Genomic DNA, 23,371 nt, shown 5'->3' on the forward strand with positions numbered 1-23,371 from the left:
CGGAGCGCCCTGGTTGCGTGGAGGGCCCGCCCAGCGATGATGGGGATCAGGATGACAAACAGCGAAGTTGCTTCTGGTCGTTCATGGAGGCGGGGGAGCGGGGCGGCATGATTTCACGTTTTCTAGCCCGATTGTGGTCAGCCGCGAGAATTGGTTGCCTGCCTGCCGGCTGGCTGCCGGCCAGGAAGTCTGGCGGGGAAGTGTGCTCAGCGATGTTGCTGTCGGATTGAACTGTCTGTAGCCGGGCGTGGCTAGGGGCCGGGCAGTCGGCTGAGGAAGAGCTTAGACTGCCGTAGCTGTGTCGAACTTCTGAAATCGGGTTGCGGCGGTGCGGGGGAACCGTCACCGGTCATCGTGTGACGGCTATTGTGGATGAATGGATGCTGTGTCCCTGTCAGCCGTCACGTTGAGCGGCGATTTCGCTCGGGACTTTCCGGAGATGGCCATTTCGTGGCGGGCGGAGGACATTCCCGAGCCTGCATTGCTGGTGCTCAACGAGCCGTTGGCCACCGAATTGGGCTTGGATCCGGATTTCTTACGCAGTGCTGACGGGATGGGCTTGCTGACCGGGCATCGGCTGCCCGTTGATGCCACGCCGGTCGCGCAGGCGTATGCAGGTCACCAGTTCGGCTGGTACGCCCCGCGGCTTGGGGACGGGCGTGCATTATTGCTGGGCGAGGTCACGCACGCTGATGGTCTGCTGCGGGACGTGCACCTGAAGGGTTCGGGGCGCACACCGTTTGGCCGCGGGGGAGACGGCCTGGCCGTTGTTGGACCGATGCTGCGTGAATATCTGGTCAGCGAAGCCATGCACGCGTTGGGCGTTCCCACCACACGCTCCCTGGCCGTGGTGGGAACGGGGCGTCGGGTGCAGCGTGAGACCGTAATGCCCGGGGCCGTGCTCACCCGCGTCGCGATGAGTCATGTGCGCGTGGGCAGCTTCCAGTACGCCTCGGCCACGGGGGACACCGGCCTCGTTCGCCGCCTTGCCGAGTACGCGATCGCCAGGCACTTTCCGGCCGTGGCGGGAGCCGAGAACCCCTATCTTGCCCTGTTCCAAGCGGTGGTTGCTGCGCAGGCTTCGCTGGTGGCCCGCTGGATGCTGGTGGGATTCGTCCATGGCGTGATGAACACCGACAACATGACGATCTCGGGCGAGACGATCGATTACGGGCCGTGTGCCTTCCTGGACGCGTTCGATCCCGCTGCCGTCTACAGTTCGGTCGACGAAAGCGGACGATACGCCTATCGGAACCAGCCAGTGGTGGCGGAATGGAATCTCGCCCGTCTCGCCGAGTCGTTACCGCCCCTGCTGCACGAGGACCAGGAGATGGCCATCCAGCTCGCGGTGGAATCACTGGATGATTTCCGCCGACAGTACAGTGCTGCTTGGGCGGCGGGCATGAACGCGAAGCTTGGATTCCGTCCGGGGCTCGGTGACGACGTGACCTGGCCCCTCGTCGAAGAGCTCTTGGCCCTCCTGCAGGAGGGACACGTCGACTACACCTCGATCTTCCGTAGCCTTGGCAAATCCGCCCGTGGCCACTCTGATCCTGCACGGCAACTTGTTCCGGATGTGGCAGCGTTTGATGCCTGGGCCGATCGCTGGCGTGCCTTGGGCCCGGACGCCGACGCGATGGACCGGGTCAATCCCGCTTACATTCCCCGCAACCATTTGGTTGAGGAGGCCCTGGATGCCGCCACTGGTGGCGCCCAGGGCCCGCTGTACCGGCTTTTGAACGCGGTCACCCACCCCTTTGACGAGCGCCCCGGTCTCGAACCATACGCCGTTGGCGCCCCGGAAGATTTCGGAAGCTACCGAACCTTCTGCGGAACCTGAACCGCTGTCCCCTGAGTCTGTAAACGCCGTGTTGTGCCGCACCCCAGTTGCCCTTAGCCGGGACTCTCGTGTCCGGCCCCGATGGTGCCCACAGATTCTGGGGCCATCCTAGGACTCTCGCAGGTCCGTTTACGATCCATCGGCATCTGACCGTTAGGAGACCGGGCTACGGCTCTACGCAATTACCGGTTCCTGTCTGTGGTTTGGACGCGCCTCTACGCCACGTGGTCTCTGGATCTCGCAAGTCGAGAGTCGCAAGACATCACAGTGAGACATCGGCTGCCCGTCACCACCGTCTGCTGAAGCGTCTCGTTGCTATGTCTCGCAACGGAGGCTCCATATCGGTGTCCTCGCCAAGTCCTACGAGACACTTCTGCCCGGTTAGGATCTGAGACTTTCTGGAACCAAGGTCAGAGATGCCGAATCGGACCCTATTCTGACAGCCCTTCGGCTACCTATGTGACGTCAGATTGGGGTGTGCCCTATTCAGATGGCTGTGGCGGGTTGGAGTGGACGGGGCTGGAAGTGACTAAGTTGCGACTCGAAGGGCTCGTAGTGACGGGGGTGTGTTCTAGCCCAATCTAGAATGAACGGTCACCGCCGAATCGGCAGGACGATCGTGATCGGAAAGCAACCACTAGTCTGCGTGGGAAAGCGATGAGCCGCCGATATCTCCGGGTGGGCGAGGCAGGCGCTGATTATGCTGCGCCCCGTTGCCCGGACCCCAGTCGCTAGCAAAGCCCTGACTTTAGAGAAGGTCAGGGCTTTGCTCGATGCCACCACTAGTCAAACGTTTTCGAGTTCTGCTTCCAGTTCGGCGAGTTCTTCGGAAAGAGCGGTCTCTTCGATGACGGGAGCTGCTGCTGCAACACCGGCCACCTCTCGGAGCGCTGCGCCGTTAGCCGCTGCGGGCCAGCCGATGGCTTCGTCGGCGCCGCGGAGGTTGCGGAGCCACCAGGCCCAGTCCTCCGGGACGAGGCTGAAGGGGTCTTGGTAGCCTAGGAGCCGCGCGGCGTAGACGGGCCAGTGCGCGTTCGCGAGGGCGGGGCGCCCGAGGTAGACGAGGTCGAGCAGATCTTCTTCGATTACCTTGTTGGCAAGCTCGGGCTGGCCCAGGTTCCAGCTGGTAGCGACCGGGATGCCTACTTCGGTGCGGACACGTGTGGCGTTGTTTACCATGCCGCCCAGAGCGCCGATGGGGATCTCGCCTTGCATGTTGTCGGTATTGAAGCCGATGCTGATGTCGGCGAGGTCCAGGCCGTGTTCTTTCATCCAGCCGATTGCCGTGATCGACTCATCGACGGTGGCGCCATCGGGGTGCAGGTCATCGATGCCCAGTCGCATCGTGAGTGGGATGTAGTCGGGGAGAGCGTTGCGGACCGCGTCGAGGGCTTCGAGGTGGAAGCGGGTCCGGTTTTCCAGGCTCCCGCCGTACTGGTCGGTGCGCTGGTTTGCCAGCGGGGAGAAGAACTCGGAGCCGAGGTAGCCGTGGGCGAAATGCATCTCCACCCACTCGTAACCGGCTGCTACGGCGCGACGGGTGGTGTCGGCGTAGTCCTGCATGAGCTGGGCGATCTCGTCGGTCGTCAGTTCGCGGGGGACGTAGGGCAGGTCTCCGCCGTAGGCGATGGCAGATGGCGCGCGTGTCTGCCAGCCCGCTTCGTGCTCGGGGGGCAACATATGGCCACCCTCCCATGGGGTGACCAGGCTGCCCTTGCGACCGGTGTGACCGAGCTGGATTGCCGCGACCCCTCCCATGGATTTGATCATGTCAACGACCCGCTTGTGGCCTTCGATCTGGTCATCGTCGTAAAGGCCGGCGCAATGCGTTGTGGTGCGGCCGTCGGGGGTGATGGCGATCTGCTCGGGGAAAACAAGACCAAATCCGCCCGCGGCACGTGCGCCAAGGTACATGAGATGGAAGTCGTCCAGTTTCCCGTCGGTTGACCGGTACATCGTCATGGGAGACATCGCGATGCGGTTGCGCAGCGTGACGCCCTTCAGCGTGTAGGGGGTGAAGAGATGCGGCATCAGGAGCCCTTTCTGAAGGGTTCAGAAAAACGAATGAATCCAGTTGATCAGTGGTGAGCGCCGGAGCTGATTTCACGGCCGTTGCCGGTCCGTAATTTTTTTCTCACCCAGTTCAATGACTGAGGTGAGGCCCTTGATCGGGCCTTGCGAGCAGGACCTTGGATCCCCCACCCTCTGCCGCGGTTTCGAAAGGCCGATAACGGATCTTCCGTTAAGCTATAGAACGCGCCGGGGGATAGGTCACCCTTCTCGGTAGCAGGGCAGCTGTCCTGTCTCATGCGGCGCAGACCTGGATAGCGACACCGCCCGGCCGGTTCAAGCTCATGCTCCGCGCCTATCTACCCGGAGCGGCCATCGTAGAGGGCCCGTACGAGGTTCCTCCGGTCAAACAGGTGCAGCCTGAATCGCCTGATCCTGAAATACGCCACTCCGATGACGATTGCCATCCTGGCAATCTTCGCCTGGGTCACCTACAGGCGAATCGCGGCCGGCGGTCTGGGACCGATCAACCAATCGGGCACCATCACCGGGGCAGGCTCGCAGGCCGTCTTCCACGACGACAGCGGCCACACCGTGACTTTCCAGGCGCGCCCTGATGCCACGAGCTTCCTTCAAACTTGCTCCTGAGGCGTGGTTCGAGCGAAATTTTGAGTATAAGACCACCCGCTCACCGGCCGCGCGGGGGATCGGTCGGCTAAGCCAGGACGAGCCCGGAACCGCGGCTGGCCCTGATCGGCGTCACCGTAAACGGGGGGAATGGCCGTCGAGGCCACTGAACGGGAGACGGTTGCCAGCGAGCCTGCGCCAAGGGCGCGGATTTACCGAGTTTTCAAATCGTCGCGGTCTGCTCCGGATTTGGAAGTCGATGCCTGGAGCCGAGGGTACTTTCCCTCGCCACCAAATTGGGTTCGAACCCGATGTGCCGATGGTCATTCCCGGGCTGCTTCAGTTCCTGAAGCAGCAGGTCCACCGCTGTCTGGCCAATCAGGCGGGCCGGCTGGCGAATCGATGACAACGGAACAACCGCCGATTGGGCGAAATCGATGTCGTCGTAGCCGATGATGGCGATGTCTTCCGGGATGCGCAGTGTGCTGTCTTGCAGGATCGTCTGCATGGCACCGATGGCCAGCAGATCGTTGGCGCAGAACAAGGCGTCCGGTATGTCCCCAGGTCTACGGCCCAGAAGCTGTGAGCCGGCATCGCGTCCAGCCATGACGCTCTGCTCGGTAGTGGCGAAAACTTCCAGGGTTGCGCCGGGAACTTCCTGCACTGCGGACTTGCAGCCGTTCAAGCGTTCAGTGACCCCCCTGAGGTTCAGTGGTCCTCCTACGAAGCCGATGGCCCGCTTCCCGGTGCTGAGCAGATGCTTTGTGGCGAGGTAGCCGCCTGCCACGTTGTCCATCGATACCGAACTGTAGGGCGTGCCGTATTCCGGGCGGCCTACGACGACGGCGGTTATCCCGCGCTTCTTCAGCAGTTCAATCCGGTCCGTAATGTCCCCGACGGGTGCGATGAGCAGGCCCTGGACGCGCTGCTCTTCAAACAGGTCGATGTAGCGGGATTGCCGTTCAGTGTTGTGATCGCTGTTGCCGACGATCACCGCGCTGCCGTTTTCCAGGGCGTGGTCCTCGGCGCCACGCGCAACGGCGGTGTAGAAGGGGTTGTCCGCGTCTTGGACGATGAGTCCGATGGTGGTGCTGTAGCCGGCCCGGAGCTGCCATGCGGCGGCATTGCGGATGTAGCCGAGTGTCTCAATCGATGACATGACCCGTTTGCGGGTTGCGTCAGAGGTTCTGCCCCACTCGTTCAGGACGTTGGAGACGGTGGTTACGGAGACGCCGGCGTGTTTGGCCACATCCTTAATGCGTACCCCACCGGGGGTCTTCCGTTTCCGCGTTCCCGGGCCTTTTCCTTCAGCATTTAATGGCATGTCGGCCTTCCCTGATTCAGGCGTTCGTCCGGTAGCGTTCGCGCGTGACCTCGTAGCGGAGGTCCTCGCCACGCCACAGTCTTTCCACTTCCTCGACGGCGCGCTGACCGATCCGGTGAAGTTCCAGCCCCCGGGAACCCGCGACATGCGGCGTCAGCACCAGGTTCTCCAGCTCCCACAACGGAGAATCAGCTTCCGGTACTTCCGGGTCGGTCACATCGATGACGGCTCGAATGCGGCCGGTCAGGAGTTCCGCGACCAGCGCATCCTGGTCCAGGATCGCCCCACGGGCGGTGTTGATCAGCACGCTTCCGTCGCGCAACAGCGCAAGCTCCTTGACACCGATCATCCCCGTCGTCTCCGGAAGCAGGGGGGCGTGCACGGAGACGACGTCGGACACTGCCATTAGTTCCGCGAGTTCTGCTTTGGCGGCACCTAGTTCGGTGGCCGCTTCCTCGCTCAGGAAGGGGTCGAACACGAGAACGTTGAGGTCAAAGGGATGGAGCAGCTCCATCACACGCCGGCCGATGTTGGAGGCGCTGATGATGCCCACCGTGCGCCTGTAGCTGCCGTGGTTCGCCAAGGCGTCATCGACATCGATGCCGTTACGCGCGGCACGGTAGAGTCGTTCGGCGACCGGAACCCCTTTGAGTTCCAGGAGGGTCATGGCCAGGGTGTATTCCGCAACCGGCATCGCATTGGCGGCTGCCTGGGAGGAGATGCGGATCCCGCGGTCATAGATCGTGTCCTTAACGATCGGGCGTACGGTGCCTGCGGCATGGATGATCGCCTTCAGCTTCGGCGCCCGGTCCAGCACGTCGTCGTCGAGCATGGCCGTCCCGGTTCCCGTCAGGATGACATTGGCGGCGGACAGCAGTTCGGCGCTCTCCTCGGACCGGTGGTCGGTCGCGGAAGAAACAAAGCTGACCTGCCCGAACGCACTCAACTGCTGCCTCATCGCTTCGGTGAGTGTTCCCCGGGCGTGGTTCTCGGTCATGGCGACCACGATGTTTAGCTCTGACATCCGGGATGACTCCAGTTCTGTTTCCAAGGCAAAGACGGCGGCTTGCATTACCAAAGTCTCGATTCGAGGGTGTGGGCGGGCTCGGGGCGGTGGACTCCGCGCGGTCGGTAGCCCAAGGCGTCTTCGATGCCGAGGTAGTCGGCCAGCAGCCAGATGATGGACAACCACATTTCAGTACCCAAGAGCCCCGGGACCCTTTGCGGGCCATACCCGTGGTGCAGTGCGAAGCTGAATCCGGCCCCTTCATTCCAGGAGTGCAGTGCGCGCTCAAGCTGTTGCTTGGCCCAGTCCTGGCCGGCACTCCTGCGGTGGTTTGTTTGCTTCGCCGCCAGCCACAACGGGTGGATCACATCCAGGACGTTGCAGGCGGTGCCCCTATCCGGGCCGAAGTAGTTCGCATCCTCGGCATGGGCAAGCACGCTGTCGATGGTCCGTTCGGGGTACGGCAGCGGCACGCCGAACTGGGCGTACGTACCGCGAGTGAGGCGGTAGAAACCGTTAACTGGTTCAAGCAGTCCGGATCGGGCGTCGGCCGTGCCCCACAGCCCAGTGGCCGGGTCGCAGTGGAGGGTCAGCCATCCGAACAGGGTTTCGAGCTCCCCATGCAGGCCGAAATCCTTCGCGTTGCGGAAATATGCTGTGCCTGCCGCATCCACCCAGGCGCCGGCCTTCCAGCCCTCGCGGCGCCAGGGGAGTTCCGCGAGGCAGCGGGTGAGGTCCGCGGAGCTGAGTTCATGAAAAGATCGGATAGGGTGCTCGGAACGGGAACCGAGTAGGTCCAGCGCGTATCCGGCGGACAGGATGTGGTAGTTCACGGCGGCATGGCCGTCTATGCTGGGCCCCGCGTTGGCGGGCTCGCCTTGAAGGTGGAGTTCAGGGGTCAGACCGGTGTCCGGGTCCTGACCGCGCCTGAGCACGTCGGCGATGTTCCCTTTTGACGTCTGTGTGGGTGCGGATCCACGCAGCAGGTCATATAGTTCCACAGCATCGGCCCAGGCCCTCAGGGTGGGCGGCTCGCCGGGGCTGTCGCGGTACGTCCCGCCGGCCGGCGCCCCGGCGTCGGAAGCTGCGTCGACCGCACCGGCTGGTGTCCAGCAACGGCCGACGACGTCGTCAAGCTGCGTCCGGGCCTTCCCTGCCAAGGTGTGCAGCCTGCCGTCCAGACCCGTGGATGCGGCCGGGCGTTCCTCCCTCCTGTCCCTGATCCGGCGGGCCGGATTGCCGGCAACGACGGACCACTCCGGGACGTCCTTGGTGACAACTGAGCCGGCACCGATAATGCTGTGGGCGCCGATGCTCACGCCGTCGACGATGACCACGTGCGAGCCGATCCAGACGTCGTCGCCGATCGTGATGCCTTCCGACACAAGGGGTTGTTCATGGATCGGCGCGTCCGTTGACATGGCGTGGTTGAAGCCGAGGATGGAAGTGTGCGCCCCCACCCGGACACCGTCGCCCAGCCGCACACGGCCTCGCAGTTCGGAGAACGGATTCAGGGTGCAATCGGCGCCCAGTTCGTGGTTGCCCCACAGGCACACGTGGGCGGCGATATAGGATCGTGCGCCCAGGGCCAGGCTGTCGGCGTAAACCGCAGCCAAGGATGAGATGAAGGAATCCTCACCAAACTGCATCGCACCTCGTTGCCGGAGTTCGGACTGCCAGCTTCGCTGGGCTTCGTGTTCGGCGGGGGTGGCGGTCTGCCAGAACGGGCTTACCCCCAGGTCGTAGCGCGTGAATGCCGGCGCAGCGCCCAGCTCCGATACTGACATCTCTTTCCAATCCAATATGCGTGGCCGACTCCCTCGGCGGACAAGCAGCAGACTATCAGGATTTATCGATACAGCAAATACTCTTGCTATTGACATGGCCGAAAACCCTGCCATAGAGTGTCGCACATCACCGAAGCTGTATCGATAAACATCCAGCACTTGATGTAACGATACATCAATATGAATAATCGACATGTTCGCTATGGCAGCGCCCGGCAGTGCTCCGGATTCCTCCAAGCGGCAGAGGAGACCTTACGTGAGCTACAAGACGGCAGCTTTCAGCGATGACCTGTCATCGGTCTTCGCCCAGGCAGCGGCGCTGGCCGGAGGGGCGGGACTCGACGGTCTGGCCGTCCGGAACGTGGGCGGACGGAACATCGCCGCGATTGGTGACCGCGAGGTCGCGGAAGTTAAGCGGGTGGCCGATGCCCATGGACTGGAAATCTCCGCGCTCGGGTCCCAGCTGGGCCGCAACAGTTTCCTGGAGGAGGCAAATTCCGCCAAGAAGGCGGCAGAACTGCTTCGCCCGGTCATCGGCCACGCAGCGGTACTGGGCGCTGCAAATGTCCGGATGTTCGGCCCCTGGCTTCACTGCCATGATCCGCTGGAGCGTTGGGCCGACCGGCCCCTACTGGCGGACCGGCTCGAGGCGATTGCCGAGTGGCTGGCTCCATCCCTGTCCATCGCCGAGGAAGCAGGGGTGACTCTCATGGTCGAGCTTGAGGGCGCCAGCTATATCGGACAGGTCGCCGAGGCCAGGGAACTGCTGCGCCATGTACAGAATCCGGCCTTGGCACTGTGCTGGGACGTTTGCAACGGATGGTGGTCCGGCGAACTGCCCTTGGAAGAGGGGTGGCCGCTGGTGCGCGATCTGAACATTGTTGACGTCCAGACGAAGGACGCGCGCAGCCAAACCGGGAAGCCGGATGCGCCGGCCTTCGAGCAAGTCGTACTCGGCGAGGGTGACATCCCCTACCCGGCGATTATCGGGCGTCTGTTCGAGATCGGTTACTCAGGGTGGTTCACGGCCGAACGTGTCTACCACCCTCGAAAACCCGAAGAAGACCCGGTCCTCCAGCAAAACACCTTGGCGGACATCCGGTCGCTGCAAGACATGCTCGCCAAGGCAGAGCCCGCTCGGCTGGCAAACTGAGTAACCGGCAAGCTCAACAGCCAGTGCGGGCTGACAATCAGCAAAGCGGCCCCGCAACCCGTTTCGGGCCGGCCCCAAGAACTTCGGTGGCGGTACGCCCTGTGCCCGCCCCGATCAGCATCATCCAACTGTCCTGCAAAGCAGCCGGACAACATACAAGGAGCAAAGGCATGACCAAGATCCCATTCGTCAATGAAGCAGGCGGGAATGTTGCAAGCCTCACCAAGCAGCTCGGAACGCCGGTCTCGCGCCGCAGCCTACTGAAGCTCGGAAGCTTCGGCATTGCGGCAGCAGCAGGTTCCTCCGTGCTGGCCGGCTGCAGCACCGGATCCGGTTCCGGCGGCGGTTCGAAGACGATTACCGTCATGGTGTCCCAGAGCCCGACCGCCCCGGAAGGCCAAAAGCGCATTCTGAACCTGATGCGGCAGAAATTCGAGGCCGCGCATCCTGGCAATACAGTCAAGTTCGACGTCGTGCAGCTGGGATCAGCAGTCTCAAACGCTGTCATCAACACCGCAGCGACCAAGGAAGGCCCGGACATCTTCGAAGTCGGCCCGCAGGTTCTGCCGACGGGCGCCGCAACGGGCGTGTTCACCGCGCTCTCGGACAGCGAATGGTCCGACCTCGGCGGCAAGGACAGGTACCTCGCCTCGGTGCTGGCCGTGACAGGCAAGGACAACAAGGACCACGTCGCCATCCCGTACTACGCCTCGACGATGGCCATGTACTACAACAAGAAGATGTTCGCCGACGCCGGCATCTCGGGCGCGCCCACCACGTGGAATGACTTCATCGAAACCGGCCAGAAGTTGTCCGACGCGAGCGGAAGCAAGTTTGCCGTGGGCGACGCGGCAGGGGAGCCTTCACACCCGTGGCACGTGATCTGGCTTCTCACCACCCAGCTCGGCGGCCAGCTGATCAGCGCGGACGGCAGGACGGCGCAGCTGAATTCTCCGGAAGTCGTGCAGGGCATTTCCTTCTGGCTGGACTGGATCTCCAAGCACAAGATCGTCAATCAGAAGGACGCCACGAACACCTCCGCCCAGCAGATTCAGCAGTTCGTCAACAAGCAGAACGCCATGTTCCCCTGCGGTTTCACGCAGGCCATCAGCAGCATGCCTGGTACGCCTGTGGAGAAGGAATGGGCGCTGGCCGGAAACCCCACCGTTCCCTACGGCCAGCAGAGCATGCCCAGCGGCGCCAAGCCGGTCCAGTCGTACCTGGGCGGTGCGACCTGGGCGATCTCCAAATTCAGCAAGAACCGCGACCTGGCTCTGGGGCTGGCAAAGATCATGGGCGACCCCGACGTCCAGCAGCTGACCTGGAAGGAAGTGGGCGGACTTCCCACCACGAACGAAACATTCACCAAACACCCTGAAACCCGGGCAGGTGACTGGAAGGTCATCTACGACGCTGCCGTCAGCGCACAGGCAACACCGTGGTCGCCGTCATTCGGTCAGGTGTCTCCGCTCCTTGCCGCCGCGGTCAAGCCCAGCTTCTCCGAACTTGCTGCGAACGGCAAATACAACACCGACACTCTTAAAGCCCAGCTTGATACGGCAAACGAAAAGCTCAAGGCTGCACTGAACAGTGAGAAGCGCTAATGTCCCAACAAGCTTTGGAGGTGACGCCGACAGCCCCGCTACTGCCGTCGCCTGAAGTAAAGCCACGACGGCGGCTCCGCGCCTCGGGGCGGGTTCCGTTCGGGCTGTTGATGCCCAGCTTCGCGCTGATGACGGTGGTCAGTTACGTTCCCTTATTCCTTGCCGTCGTCATCAGCGTCACCGCACTCAGCATCTTCTCCATCGGCGACGTCGGGCAGGCCGGCCTCGTCGGCCTGGCGAACTATCTGGACGTGCTGAACCCTGCGGGACCGCTCTCGGTACTGGGACCCCTGCGCGTCAGCATCCTGTTCACCGTCATCACCACCTTGGTGGCCGTGCCACTGGGCGTGGGCGCCGCCGTGCTCGTAAATCAAAAGTTCCGGGGCCGCGCGGTACTTCGGACAGTCATGCTCATTCCCTTCATCCTGCCGCACTTCGTCACTGCCCTCATCTGGCGTTTGATGTTTCAGTCCGGCACAGGTGCAATCGACCAAGTGCTTCGCTTCCTGGGAATCGGGGCGGACTACAACCTCTGGCTCATAGGACCCAACTCCTTCTGGGCACTGACCATTTCCAGCATCTGGTCCGCGTGGCCCTTCGTTTACATCATGGCCCTCGCCGCCCTGCAGGCAGTTCCAGCAGAGTACTACGACGCGGCCGAAGTCGACGGGGCAGGGATCATGAGAAGGTTCTGGTCCATCACGGTGCCGTCCATCAAGCCCACTCTGGTCCTGGCCGTGTGCCTGTCGGTCATCAACGAGTTCAACAGCTTCACACTGCCGTTCGTCCTGCTCGGTCACCCGCCGTCCGAGGAAGCGAATGTTTTGCCGATTGAGATTTACACGACGTCGTTTACCGCAAATGACTATGGACATGCCTCCGCCATTGCCGTCGTGAACCTGCTCGTGCTCCTCATTCCGATCGCGTATTACCTGAAGAAAGCCCGCAGCGATGAGAACTGACACCAGAACCACCGGGCCCCGGACAGGGGGCCCTGCTACGGGCACTCCTGCCGAGTCGAATCCCGGCCGGACTCCGGGGAGCCTGAACCGCCCCAGGAAGAGGGGCCCGAACAAGGGGATCCTGTATCTCGTCGGAGCGTTCTTCGCACTGGTGGTGCTGCTCCCGGTGGGCTACATGCTCCTCGTGGCGCTGCAGCCTGTCGAAGTGGCCGGATCCACACTTGTCCCCGAACGGCTGAGCCTGACATCCTTCGTCGAGGTCTGGAAGACGATCGACCTGGCCGGCTACCTGGCGAACAGCCTGATCATTTCCTCCGTCACAGCCGTGGCGTCCTCGTTGGTCGGGTTTGGAGCCGCGTACGTCCTGGCGAGGTTCAGGTTCAGATTCCGCAATTTCCTGCGCCTGTCGCTGCTGGCCTGCTACACCACGCCGGGGATCGTCTTGCTCATTCCCCTCTACGTCATCTACGTCCAGATCCAGAACGCGGTGAGTGTTCAGATCATCGGATCGCACGGCCTGCTCATCCTGACCTACATGTCCTTCAGCCTTCCCTACACCATCTGGATGCTCAGCGGCTACCTGTCAACGCTCCCGGCAGACATCGAAGAAGCCGCCGCGATCGACGGCGCCAGCCGCTTCCAGACGCTGGTTAAGATCGTGCTTCCGCTCACGCTCCCTGCCTTGGTGGTGACCGCCATCTTTTCCTTCGTCCTAGCCTGGAACGACGTGCTGTTCGCCAGCGTCCTCACCAAAAACGACACCCGGACGGTAGGCATCGGCATGCAGCTCTTCGTCAGCACCGCGGCCGACGGAGGACTTCCGCAGTGGAACAACCTCATGGCTGCAGGCATCATCACTGCCATTCCCGCCGTCGTCCTTTTCATGCTTATCCAGCGCTACCTCATCAGCGGACTCACGGCCGGGTCGGTCAAGGGCTAAGTCCCACTTCCGCACAATCACAGGAGATTTTGAATGTTAGATACTTCAACGGCAGCCCCGCCGCTCGTAGCCGGCTACCGGGAAAAGGTACTCGGGTGCTGGCTCGGCAAAGCCGTAGGCGGTTCGCTGGGACAATCCTTCGAGGGCCTGGACGGTCCGATCCTTGCCGACTTCTACACACCGGTGCCGACCGCGATGGTCCCGAATGACGACCTGGACATGCAGGTGGTCTACGCTTCAGTGCTCAGCCAGATGGAGGAACCAGCCGTGGACCGCCACGTGATAGCGCAGGCATGGCGGGACCACATCCGCTTCCCCTGGTGCGAATACGGCGTAGCCAAGAGAAACCTCGCCGAGGGCCTCGTGCCTCCCTACACGGGCTCCTTCGACAACTGGTACACCTGCGGCGAAGGCGCCGTCATCCGCTCGGAGCTGTGGGCCTGCCTTGCCCCCGCCGATCCCGACCGGGCGGCAGCCTACGCCTACGAGGACTCCTGCTTCGACCACGCTGGCGACGGCATCTGGGCTGCAGTCTTCATGGCCGCCCTTCAGTCGTATGCCTTCGTCGAAAGCCGCCCGGACGTACTCTTGGACAAGGCATCCTCTCTTCTGCCCGTGAGCAGCCGCATCCGCCAGGTGGTCCACGATACGCGGGTATGGGTGACCCAAGGCCACCCGTGGGAACATGTGATGGACCTGATCATGGACAAATATGCCACGGGCGACTTCATGGACACCCGGATCAATACAGGCTTTGTGGTCCTGGGCTGGCTCGCCTCCGGCGGGGACTTCGAAAAGGCGATCCTCATTACCAACGGCTGCGGCGCCGACACGGACAGTTCCACGGCATCCGTCGGTGCGCTCATGGCCATCATCGACCCCGAATCCATTCCGGACAGATGGCTCGCTCCGATCGGTCGGGAACTCGTCCTGAACAAGGAAGTCGTCGGCATCGAAGCCCCTGCTTCCCTGGACGCCCTCGCAGACCAAGTGGCCGAGCTCCGCGATGCACTGAACGGAAAATGGCCCGCCCCAGCGCCGGAAGACACGTTCGACCCACAGGAATTCTCGGTGCCCGTCACAATCGGATGGGACTCGCCCTATGGCAAGATCTGGGGCCAGCGCGACATTTCATCTCTTCCCCTTGAGGGCTCGGCCGAACCGCCGATGCCCGCAGGCAGCAAGGAAGTAGCACTCCCGGGCACCTGGACTACCTGGCCGCGCGAGGAGTTCGAGGACCTCATCCTAGTGATCCGCTACACGATCAATCTTGACCGTCCAGTTGACGGCCGGCTGATGTTCAACTGCTCCGAAGACGTCAGAGTCTGGGTCGACGGGGAATTCTGCTTCGGCAACCAGCCCTCTATGATCATGCCAACCCAGCACCGTCCGCCGGCCGGATCCGGGAAGGACGTCCAGCTGTCGGCCGGAACGCACTCACTGGTCGCCACGATCAGGAAACCACCACGGCAGCGTGCGGCAGCCGAATGGATTGTCTCGCTGGCCGAGCATCCCGGCCTGGAATGGGTGGCCAATGCCTTCCGGCCGAGCACTCCTGGCGTCAGGGATGACGAGACCGACGTGTTCCAAGGCGCGGCGGTCCGTTAGCTTCAGCCCGCTCCCCGTTCCCCGGTGTCCCTTCAGCCATACAGAGGAAGTATCCAAATGTCCACGTCTTGCCGCATGGCCGACGTAGCAGCCGCCGCTTCGGTGTCTGTCGCAACAGTTTCGAACGTCATCAATACCCCTCACCTGGTGAAGGCAGCGACCCGGGAGAGAGTAATGACTGTCATTGCTGAGTTGGGTTACCAAAGGAATGAGCAGGCCTATCTGCTGCGTTCCGGATCCCTCAGGGGGCCCGCAACCAGAGTGTCCACCGAGCCCGGAGTGCCCGCTGCCCCCTCCACTCTAGAGACATCCGGCGTGGCGCCGGCAACCGAGGAACCAGAGACCCTCGAAGATCAATCCGGGGTGACCGCACCGGCAAATCCTGCCAGCGCCGAACTGAAAGCCGAGGACGGCCCGGCCGCCGTTCTGCTTCCCGCCGTACCTGAGCCCGATCGGCCGCGTGAACAGGAAACAGAAGACTGGCTCAAGCTTCCTGAGGGAAGCCGAGTCCTCTTGGTCGACAGCAGGGAGGAGACCGGCGCCGTTATCGATGCCGTCATGCCCAACGGTTCCGCATTCTGGGCATGGCTCGACGGTGGGAACGGACGCAGATTGATTCACCGCGGTGACGGTGTCAGGGTGCTTGCATCGTACGAATGCCTCGGAGCCACCGACCAGTGACGGCCTGTGTTCCCTTCGCCGAGCAACAGGGGGCGAGTCGAGGGAACCGCGTCTACCGCACAACGGCGAGCTCGACTGGCTGAAAAGTCGTTGTGTACAACAACCAGCCTACTGGTTTAGGTAATCTCCACTATCGGTTGCAGGAACGGACTTACAGACTGCGGTAGTGACAGACTGCCGGGCCTGGTAACCGCGACATCCCTCACGGGCAGACCGTAATTTCAGATCCCCTCAGAGATAGTGCACAATTTGGCAGACTCCTCGCGGGGAGCGGTGCAGGAAGGAACTGAGACGTGAGTCGTTAGTGTGGTTAACGGGCTACGTCGTTATCGAGCTCAAGACGGGCAAGTTCCAGCCCGAGTACGCCGGAAAACTCAACTTCTACGTCGCTCTCGTCGATGACCTGCTGCGCCGGGAATACCACAACGAAACCCTCGGCATCCTGATCTGCGGCACTAAAAACGACCGTAGCGTTCGCTACAGCCTGGGCAGCTCCACGTCCCCCATGGCGTAGCTGCCTACACCTACGACAAGCTTCCCGAAGCCGAACAACAAGCTCTCCCAAACGAGAGACACCTTGTCGCCGCCCTGGAATGGACTGAACCCGCTGAGGTCGAGGAGACCAGCTGGCGGCTCCACCACCAGGGCCGATATCTGGCCTTTAAGGCTACCGCGCTGAACGGGCCCCCAGCTTGCTTTCAGCCCACGCTGCGGCCTGGAGGCGTTCGTGAATGACGGCTTCTTGACGTGTGCGCATAATCACATTATGGTTGACCCTAATCCTTTAGGTAACGCGAAAGAGATTTTGCCGAACCTTCCCCTAAACGATTAGGAGGCGATCGAGCAAGTGGCAAAGAAACCCACGTTGCGGGACCTGAGCGAAGTGACGGGCCTGTCTTCCTACACGGTTTCCCGGGCGTTGAGCAACGGCGCGGATGTCTCGGACGCGAGCCGGAAGCTCGTATTGAAGGCCGCCCGGGAGCTTGGTTACGTTCCGAACCGCGCCGCGCAGGAACTCCGCAAGAAAACGCGCAGTTCCATCGCCGTCATTACGGCGAGTACCTCAAACTATTACTACCTGGACCTCATGAAGGGCATCCAGCGGGTCCTGCGCGGATCCAACCGCAATGCCGTCGTCGCAGACATCGCCGCAGAGGGCGTCTACACGGCCGAGGTGGAAGATGCCACTGTTCAGGACCTGATCCAGTCGCGGACTGCCGGCATCATCACGACACTGACGTTGAGCACGGAAAACATCAAGCTCCTCGAAAGCTGGGACATCCCGGTGGTGTTCGTGGACTCGGCACCACCGGTGGACGCGACTCGAGTTCCGAGCATCCTGACCGACAACTTTGCGGCCAGCATGAAAGCCGGAGCGCACCTGGCCCAGCACGGCTATACGGACTGGCTTTTCCTGGCCTATCCGGGCCGCTGGTCCACCCGTGCAGAGCGGGAGCGCGGCCTCCGTGAGGCCGCCGCCAAGCACGGTGCTTCACTTCGGGTGCTGGAGACCGAAAACGACTCCGAATCGGCGCATCGGTCGCTATGGGCCCACCTGGATGCTCCCGGACAGGCTCTGCCGAGGGCGATCATTGCGGGAAACAACCCCCTGCTCCACGGTGTCCTCACCGTGCTCCAGCAACGCGGGATCGCTGTTCCCGATCAGGTGGCACTCATTGCCTTCGACGAATTTGCCTGGGCCCCCTTGCTGGATCCGCCGCTGACGGTGGTGGATGAGGACAGCGAATCCATCGGCGTTCTCGCCGCCCAGACGCTGACCCGAATCCTTGACGGACAAATCGATGCCGAACGGCGCGGTGTGCCTCCTACACCCGACTACCGCCCCGAGGACCGGCGGGAGGTGAGCGCCGACCTGATCGTGCGGCGGTCCTGCGGCTGCTGAGGCGAACCTGGTTCGACAAAAGATGATCCCGCCGACGGTGATCATGTCCGAACCGAACCGAAAGATCCCGGCCCCAAAGGGAGCCGACACAACACCTACCAATTATTTCACCGACCTGACCGGCTTCACGACGGCCGGCAGGTTCCGGTTCAAAGGAGATCCGACAATGAATCAACTCGCCAAGAAGTCCGCAATCTTCGCCGCCAGCGCAACACTGGCCGCGCTCAGCCTGACCGCCTGCAGCTCCGGCGACGCGCAGCCCGCTGCCAATAAGCCGAAGAAAATCGAGAAAATCGGGCTCATGGTGCAGGACATGTCCAACCCCTTCTTTTCGGCCATGGACAAGGGAGCCAAGGAAGCCGCCGCGAAGATCGGCGCGACGTCCAACACCCAGGATGCGCAGCTTGACCTGGCTAACCAGAATTCCCAGATCGACACCTTCATTCAACAAGGCGTGAACCTGATCGTCATCAGTGCCGTGGATGAAAGCGGCATCCAGCCGGCGATTGAACGTGCGAAGCAGGCCGGGATCATCGTCATCGCCGTGGACACCCCGGCCAAGAGCGCCGATGCAGTGGTGATGACCAACGCCGTGCAGGCGGGCGAAAAATCCTGCCAGTACCTGTTCGAGCAGATGGGGGGCAAGGGCAACGTTCTCATGGTGGACGGAACCCCGCTCCAGACGATCCGTGACCGGATCACCGGATGCAAGAACGTCGTGAAGAAATTCCCCGACATCAAGGTTGTCGGTCAGCAGGCCTCAAAGAACGACCGAGCCTCCGGTCTGGCCGTGACCACCGACATGCTCACTGCCACCCCGGATGTTCAGGGGATCTTCGGCATGAACGACCCCTCGGCCCTCGGCGCCGTGCTGGCGGTCCAGCAGGCCCACAAGGGCGGCACCGTTAAGGTCACCGGCGTGGACGGAAGCCCGGAGTCCGTGGCCGAACTCAAGCAGGCCGGATCGCCCTTCATTGGGACCGCTACGCAGAACCCCGCCGAGATGGTCCGCAAGGCCGTCGAGGTCGCCCAGAACATCATCGACAACAAGCCCCCGACGGAGACCACGATCCTGATTCCGAGTGAACTGGTGACCCGGGACACCGTTAGCCAATACAAAGGCTGGTAACGCTCCACCATCGCTGTGTGGGGCTGCTGAACTCCCAGCCGCCCCACACAGCCGGACCGAAAATAGGCCACCATGACCACAACACCCTCCCTCCAGCCGCTGCTGCAGCTCGAAGGCATCACCAAACGCTTTGCCGCCACGCTCGCGCTGAACAACGTCCAATTCGACCTCCGTGCCGGTGAAGTACACGCCCTGATGGGCGAGAACGGCGCCGGAAAATCGACCCTGATGAAGATCCTGGCCGGGAACGTTGCCCGCGATTCGGGCCGCATCCTGATGGACGGCAACGAAATCGACATCCGCTCCCCGCAGGAGGCCGTGTCCCATGGCATCGCCATCATCCACCAGGAGCTGAACACCGTTCCGGCGATGACAGTAGCGGAAAATCTGGCCCTCGGACGTGAACCGGTAACCCGGTTCGGAGCACTGGACCGGCGTGCCATGATCTCCCAGGCCCGGGAAAAGCTCGCCCGGGTCGGCGCACGGGTCGATCCCCGCCGAGAGCTCGGCGAGCTCAGCATCGGCATGCAACAGATGGTTGAAATCGCCCGGGCCGTCAGCGAGAACGCCAGAATCCTCGTCCTCGATGAGCCAACGGCGGCTCTCTCACGCACCGAAACCCTCCACCTTTTCGCGATCATCAACGAACTGCGCGCCTCCGGAGTCGGCCTCGTCTATATCTCTCACCGCATGGAGGAGGTCTGGGAACTTGCCGACCGGGTCACCGTCTTCCGCGACGGGACATACGTCGGCACCCGGGAAAAGAACGAGATCAGCCCGCCCGACGTCGTACGGATGATGGTAGGACGCAACCTCGATGACCTGTACCACCACGACCGGCACAGCCCAGGAGACGTCATGCTGGACGTCAAGGAGCTCACCGACGGAGCCGGCATCGGGCCGGTCAGTTTCCACGTGCGCTCGGGCGAAGTCGTCGCTCTTTCCGGGCTGATCGGTGCCGGGCGCACCGAAACTGCACGGATGATCTTCGGCGCGGACCGGTCCCGCGGCGGAACGGTCACCGTCCAGGGCAAGGTGGCATCGGCGTCGAGCCCTGCCCAGGCGATCGCCCGGGGAATCGCCATGGTTCCCGAGGACCGCAAAGACCAGGCATTGTTCGTGTCCCATACCGTGGAGGACAACATCGCCGTCAGCTCCCTGGGCAGCCACGTTATCGCCGGGGTGCTCCAGCGGACCAAAATCCGGACGGCGGTGACAAAGCAGATGGAACGCCTCCATTTGCGGCAGAACGCGCTGCGCCTGCCGGTGAGCGCACTTTCGGGCGGCAACCAACAAAAAGCGGTCCTGGCCCGCTGGCTGATGCGCAAATCCGACGTGCTCATACTCGACGAGCCCACTAGAGGTGTGGACATCGGAGCGAAGAGCGAAATCTACGAAGTCATCAATGACCTGGCCAGGGCCGGCAAAGCAATCCTGGTCATCTCATCCGATCTGCCCGAAGCGATCGGCATCAGCGACCGGCTCCTCGTGATGCGCTCCGGCCGGATCGTCCACGAACTAAACTCCCGCACCGCCAGCGAAGAGGACGTTATGTCCCACGCGACCGGTACTGCAGCACAGACAAACGGAGAATTCCATGACTAACAAGGCCCTCAACCCGCAGGACGCCGACGTCCGGCCAGAGGCAGCACCGCCGCCCCGTCGCGGCTTCGACTTCGCGTATTGGTGGGACCGCGTCGGCATCCTCGTCGTCCTGGTCGCACTCGTGGCGCTGATGGTAGTTATCGCGCCAAATTTCGCGAGTGTCAACAACCTGCTCAACATCGCCCGGTCCATCTCGATCAACGCGATTCTCGCCGCCGGAATGACATTCGTCATTCTCGCCGCCGGCATCGACCTCTCCGTCGGCTCCATCCTGGCCGTCGCGGGCGTCGCATCGGTCATGACCGGCATTGCCGGACTGCCTGCACCCGTCGCGATCCTGGTCGGCGTCCTCACCGGGGCAGCCGCGGGACTGATCAACGGCATGCTCAGCGCCTACCTGTCATTGGCCGCCTTCATCGTCACCCTCGGCACCATGACATTCCTGCGCGGCGCGGCATACACCATGACCGACGGGCAGCCCATCGTCTCCAACACCCTCAATTTCCGGGATGTCGGCAACGGGTACATGGCCGGGATACCGGTCCCCGTGGTGATCATGGTCATCGTCTACATCGTGGCGTGGTTCGTCCTGGAGCGCACACGCTACGGCCGGCACGTATACGCCGTTGGCGGCAACGCCGAAGCCGCCAGACTCGCCGGCATCAACGTCAAGCGCGTCCTCACCTCCGTCTACGTCATCGCCGGGGCCTGCGCCGGGCTCGCAGGCGTCATCTTCTCCGCCCGGGTAGTCTCGGCCCAGCCCACAGCCGGCACCGGCTACGAGCTCGATGCCATTGCAGCAGTCGTCCTGGGAGGCACCAGTCTTGTCGGCGGACGAGGCCGGATCTACGGCACCCTCATCGGTTCGGTCATTCTCGGCGTCCTGAGCACCGGCCTGATCCTGATGAACGTCCAGTTCTTCACCCAGCTGCTGATCAAGGGCCTCGTCATCATCTTGGCAGTGGCCATCGACAGCCTGAAACAGCGCACCCTCCGCATGCCGTGGTCCCGGGCCATCGCCGCCCAGACACCGGCATAAACCTACTCCCCACGCGGCAGACAGCTACCCCCTGCCCAGCCCGCCACCAAACCCGGCTATTACGGGAGCAAGGTGGGGCAGGCAGCCCGCACCCCAAATCAATCGAGAGGAACGCCCGTGGCTTTGCCCACCATCGTCCTGAAGGACACCCTTCCCGGCCGCCGGACCAACGAACCCGTGACCTTCACCGTCGACTCTGAACTGCAGGAGGACCTCTGGACGGCGACCACCAACACCGGAGAAACCCTCACCTGCCAGCGACTGCGCGCCAACCCTGTGCCCGGCAAGACAAACTTCATCACGGTCGCGACCTTTGAGGGAAGCGTCGAACTCACCCTGACCGGGCCGGCAACTCAACACGTCGAGGGAATCACGGAACGGGAACCCGTCGAAACCGACGCCTTTGTCCGCCTCGACACCGGATACTTTGACCTTGAAATGTGTTCAGGGACGGCCGAGGGCACCGGCTCCTCCAAATGGGGCCTGCGCCACTTCTCAACCCTGAAGGAAGGCATTGATCTGCTGCCCTCGGGCAACAACGCCATCGGCGGCTTCTACGGGCCCTTCTTCACACCCGAGAACGGCCTCATCAACCCCCCCGAGCACACCACCGTCGACATCGAAATCATTGAACGAGGCCCGGTCCTGCACCACTACCGGATGAACGGCACCATCCCGGACGGCTTGCTCGACGAACTCAAAGGCAAGACATTTTCCATCGACTGGAAATTCACCCACGGCACCCCGTACTTCACGCGCAGCTACCGCGTGGACGACTTCCAGACCGTCATCAACGGGCGCTCAATAACCAACAAAATCACCGTCGGCGATGAATTCGAGGCCGGCCAGGGCAACGTCGTCTTCGACCGCTTCCAAGCATACGGCGGCACCCGATACCGCGCAGGGGACCCTTACGCGGCCGAACTCGCAAAAATGGTCGACGAAACCATCGCCACCTCAACCTCAAACACCGCAAAATTCGAGGAATTCCGCCGCCAACTTACCGGCACCATCGAAGCCGCCCACTGGGACCTATACTGGCGCCTCTTCAGCAGCTGGGAAGGCGCCTTGGACAACACTGAGATCCGCAAACGCCTCGCCCGGGTCCGGGCAGACTCACACGTGCTCGCCGACCTGCCCGACCGCCAGTGGGCCATCACCGAAGCGCCCATCGACGTCTCAGCCCTGCCACACGAAACCATCTTCCCCGGACCAGCATCCAAAACCGCCGAATTCCACTCCGAACTCGACAGAGCCATGATCTGGTGGACCTCTGCGCCGTCTGGAGCCTTCCAGATTGTCCAGCGCCGCCAATCCGGCTGGGTCAACTGGGGAACCAACGGCGAGAACGAGTGCCCCGAACTCCCGGTCGACGTCCAGATCAAAACCGCTTACGGCATGTTCACGGACAGCTGGCAGCACGTGGCCGACCAACTAGAGACTGCACCCACGGTCCACCGGGCCTGAATCGTCAAGGCACGGTACCCGTTTCTCAAGACGAAATGGGCTCCTCGCCAGCGGGGGAGGCCCCCAGGACTCCTGTGCGCCCGCGGCTGTAGCGCCACCCTCGGCCCTTGGCAACCCGAATCGGGACAACTTATGGGGATGCCGGAGTGCCGCAGGCGCTGGGAGGAACAAACGGTCGCTCTCAGATATCGAACGCAGGACCGAGATTTGCGAGAGCCAGATGCCGGTGGGACGCCCCGGGAAACCGTTTCGTCAACGCTTGGCAGACCTGTTGAGGACTCCACCGCTGCGCCAGGTGTTCCACGACGAACTCGCGCAGCTCGCGGTCGCCGGCCAACTTGGAGAGCCGGGTTCTCGGGCGCCTGTCGTCGGCAATCTTGTGAGCACGAAACGGATGATAGCGTCTGGTGTCCGGTCGGTTGCGGGCCAGCTCCGGGCTGATCGTTGATGGGAACGGTCCATCTCCGGGCAATCGACCGAACGCTTGATCGCGCCAACAAACGGTCCGCGATCAACATCCGCTCATCTTCGGACAGGTAATGGCTGGACCCGTTGACGACCGGAACAGGAAGCCACCGACGCGGATCCAGTGCCTGTTGACGCAACCCGGGAACGCCATTGCGGCCGTTCAACCAACGGCTCCCAGTGTTCCGGCTGATACCCCGGATCCTGCATGCCGCCAAGGT

Annotated in this window: 17 protein-coding genes and 1 pseudogene; 14 read left to right on the plus strand and 4 right to left on the minus strand. The window is 62.6% G+C overall.

The window, feature by feature from the left end:
* Positions 1 to 376 precede the first annotated feature (376 nt).
* Entirely contained in the window at positions 377 to 1,840 is a 1,464-nt protein-coding gene (locus AC07YR_RS05430) for a protein adenylyltransferase SelO (protein WP_494733343.1), read from the plus strand.
* Positions 1,841 to 2,626: 786 nt separating this feature from the next.
* Here the strand turns inward: AC07YR_RS05430 and AC07YR_RS05435 are convergent.
* Positions 2,627 to 3,871 (minus strand): NADH:flavin oxidoreductase/NADH oxidase, encoded by a 1,245-nt coding sequence (locus AC07YR_RS05435; RefSeq protein WP_494733344.1) that lies wholly within the window; start codon positions 3,869 to 3,871, stop codon positions 2,627 to 2,629.
* Between the two features lie 432 nt (positions 3,872 to 4,303).
* Here AC07YR_RS05435 and AC07YR_RS05440 point away from each other — a divergent pair, with 432 nt between their 5' ends.
* A complete protein-coding gene (locus AC07YR_RS05440) occupies positions 4,304 to 4,498 on the plus strand; it encodes a hypothetical protein (RefSeq protein WP_494733345.1) in 195 nt (64 codons plus the stop codon).
* 202 nt (positions 4,499 to 4,700) lie between these two features.
* Here AC07YR_RS05440 and AC07YR_RS05445 read toward each other — a convergent pair whose 3' ends face one another.
* From AC07YR_RS05445 to AC07YR_RS05455, 3 genes are all read right to left on the minus strand, one after another.
* The gene (locus AC07YR_RS05445) at positions 4,701 to 5,726 is read right to left on the minus strand and encodes a LacI family DNA-binding transcriptional regulator (RefSeq protein ID WP_494733346.1); all 1,026 of its coding nucleotides are present in this window, start codon (positions 5,724 to 5,726) and stop codon (positions 4,701 to 4,703) included.
* Between the two features lie 91 nt (positions 5,727 to 5,817).
* Positions 5,818 to 6,825, minus strand: a complete 1,008-nt coding sequence (locus AC07YR_RS05450) for a hydroxyacid dehydrogenase (protein WP_494733347.1) — start codon at positions 6,823 to 6,825, stop codon at positions 5,818 to 5,820.
* A 47-nt stretch (positions 6,826 to 6,872) separates the two neighbouring features.
* On the minus strand, positions 6,873 to 8,594 hold the full coding sequence (locus AC07YR_RS05455) for an acyltransferase (protein ID WP_494733348.1): 1,722 nt from the start codon (positions 8,592 to 8,594) through the stop codon (positions 6,873 to 6,875).
* Between the two features lie 256 nt (positions 8,595 to 8,850).
* On the opposite strand from AC07YR_RS05455, the gene AC07YR_RS05460 reads away from it, so the two are divergent.
* The 12 genes and pseudogenes from AC07YR_RS05460 to AC07YR_RS05515 all read left to right on the plus strand — a co-directional run bounded on the left by AC07YR_RS05460 (position 8,851) and on the right by AC07YR_RS05515 (position 22,685).
* Positions 8,851 to 9,747, plus strand: coding sequence for a sugar phosphate isomerase/epimerase family protein (locus tag AC07YR_RS05460; protein WP_494733349.1), 897 nt, complete (start codon positions 8,851 to 8,853; stop codon positions 9,745 to 9,747).
* A 170-nt stretch (positions 9,748 to 9,917) separates the two neighbouring features.
* Positions 9,918 to 11,351, plus strand: coding sequence for an ABC transporter substrate-binding protein (locus tag AC07YR_RS05465; protein ID WP_494733350.1), 1,434 nt, complete (start codon positions 9,918 to 9,920; stop codon positions 11,349 to 11,351).
* The gene (locus AC07YR_RS05470) at positions 11,351 to 12,313 is read left to right on the plus strand and encodes a carbohydrate ABC transporter permease (RefSeq protein WP_494733351.1); all 963 of its coding nucleotides are present in this window, start codon (positions 11,351 to 11,353) and stop codon (positions 12,311 to 12,313) included. The genes AC07YR_RS05465 and AC07YR_RS05470 overlap by 1 nt, the downstream gene beginning before the upstream one ends.
* Complete coding sequence (locus tag AC07YR_RS05475) at positions 12,303 to 13,253, plus strand: carbohydrate ABC transporter permease (protein ID WP_494733352.1); 951 nt, start codon at positions 12,303 to 12,305, stop codon at positions 13,251 to 13,253. Before AC07YR_RS05470 ends, AC07YR_RS05475 begins: the two co-directional genes overlap by 11 nt.
* 33 nt (positions 13,254 to 13,286) lie before the next feature.
* The gene (locus AC07YR_RS05480) at positions 13,287 to 14,861 is read left to right on the plus strand and encodes an ADP-ribosylglycohydrolase family protein (RefSeq protein WP_494733353.1); all 1,575 of its coding nucleotides are present in this window, start codon (positions 13,287 to 13,289) and stop codon (positions 14,859 to 14,861) included.
* Between the two features lie 75 nt (positions 14,862 to 14,936).
* Complete coding sequence (locus AC07YR_RS05485; RefSeq protein WP_494733354.1) at positions 14,937 to 15,542, plus strand: LacI family DNA-binding transcriptional regulator; 606 nt, start codon at positions 14,937 to 14,939, stop codon at positions 15,540 to 15,542.
* Between the two features lie 319 nt (positions 15,543 to 15,861).
* Positions 15,862 to 16,151 (plus strand): annotated as a pseudogene (locus AC07YR_RS05490) (PDDEXK nuclease domain-containing protein); the annotation flags it as partial.
* A 238-nt stretch (positions 16,152 to 16,389) separates the two neighbouring features.
* Positions 16,390 to 17,445 carry a LacI family DNA-binding transcriptional regulator gene (locus AC07YR_RS05495; protein WP_390246977.1) on the plus strand — a complete coding sequence of 352 codons (1,056 nt, stop codon included), beginning with the start codon at positions 16,390 to 16,392 and terminating at the stop codon, positions 17,443 to 17,445.
* 166 nt (positions 17,446 to 17,611) lie between these two features.
* On the plus strand, positions 17,612 to 18,574 hold the full coding sequence (locus AC07YR_RS05500) for an ABC transporter substrate-binding protein (RefSeq protein WP_390246975.1): 963 nt from the start codon (positions 17,612 to 17,614) through the stop codon (positions 18,572 to 18,574).
* A 72-nt stretch (positions 18,575 to 18,646) separates the two neighbouring features.
* A complete protein-coding gene (locus AC07YR_RS05505; RefSeq protein WP_390246973.1) occupies positions 18,647 to 20,179 on the plus strand; it encodes a sugar ABC transporter ATP-binding protein in 1,533 nt (510 codons plus the stop codon).
* Positions 20,172 to 21,218 (plus strand): ABC transporter permease subunit, encoded by a 1,047-nt coding sequence (locus AC07YR_RS05510; protein ID WP_390246971.1) that lies wholly within the window; start codon positions 20,172 to 20,174, stop codon positions 21,216 to 21,218. Before AC07YR_RS05505 ends, AC07YR_RS05510 begins: the two co-directional genes overlap by 8 nt.
* Before the next feature lie 117 nt (positions 21,219 to 21,335).
* On the plus strand, positions 21,336 to 22,685 hold the full coding sequence (locus AC07YR_RS05515) for a hypothetical protein (protein WP_494733355.1): 1,350 nt from the start codon (positions 21,336 to 21,338) through the stop codon (positions 22,683 to 22,685).
* Positions 22,686 to 23,371: the final 686 nt, after the last annotated feature.

This window comes from Arthrobacter sp. GW460-12-1-14-TSB2, assembly GCF_059423525.1.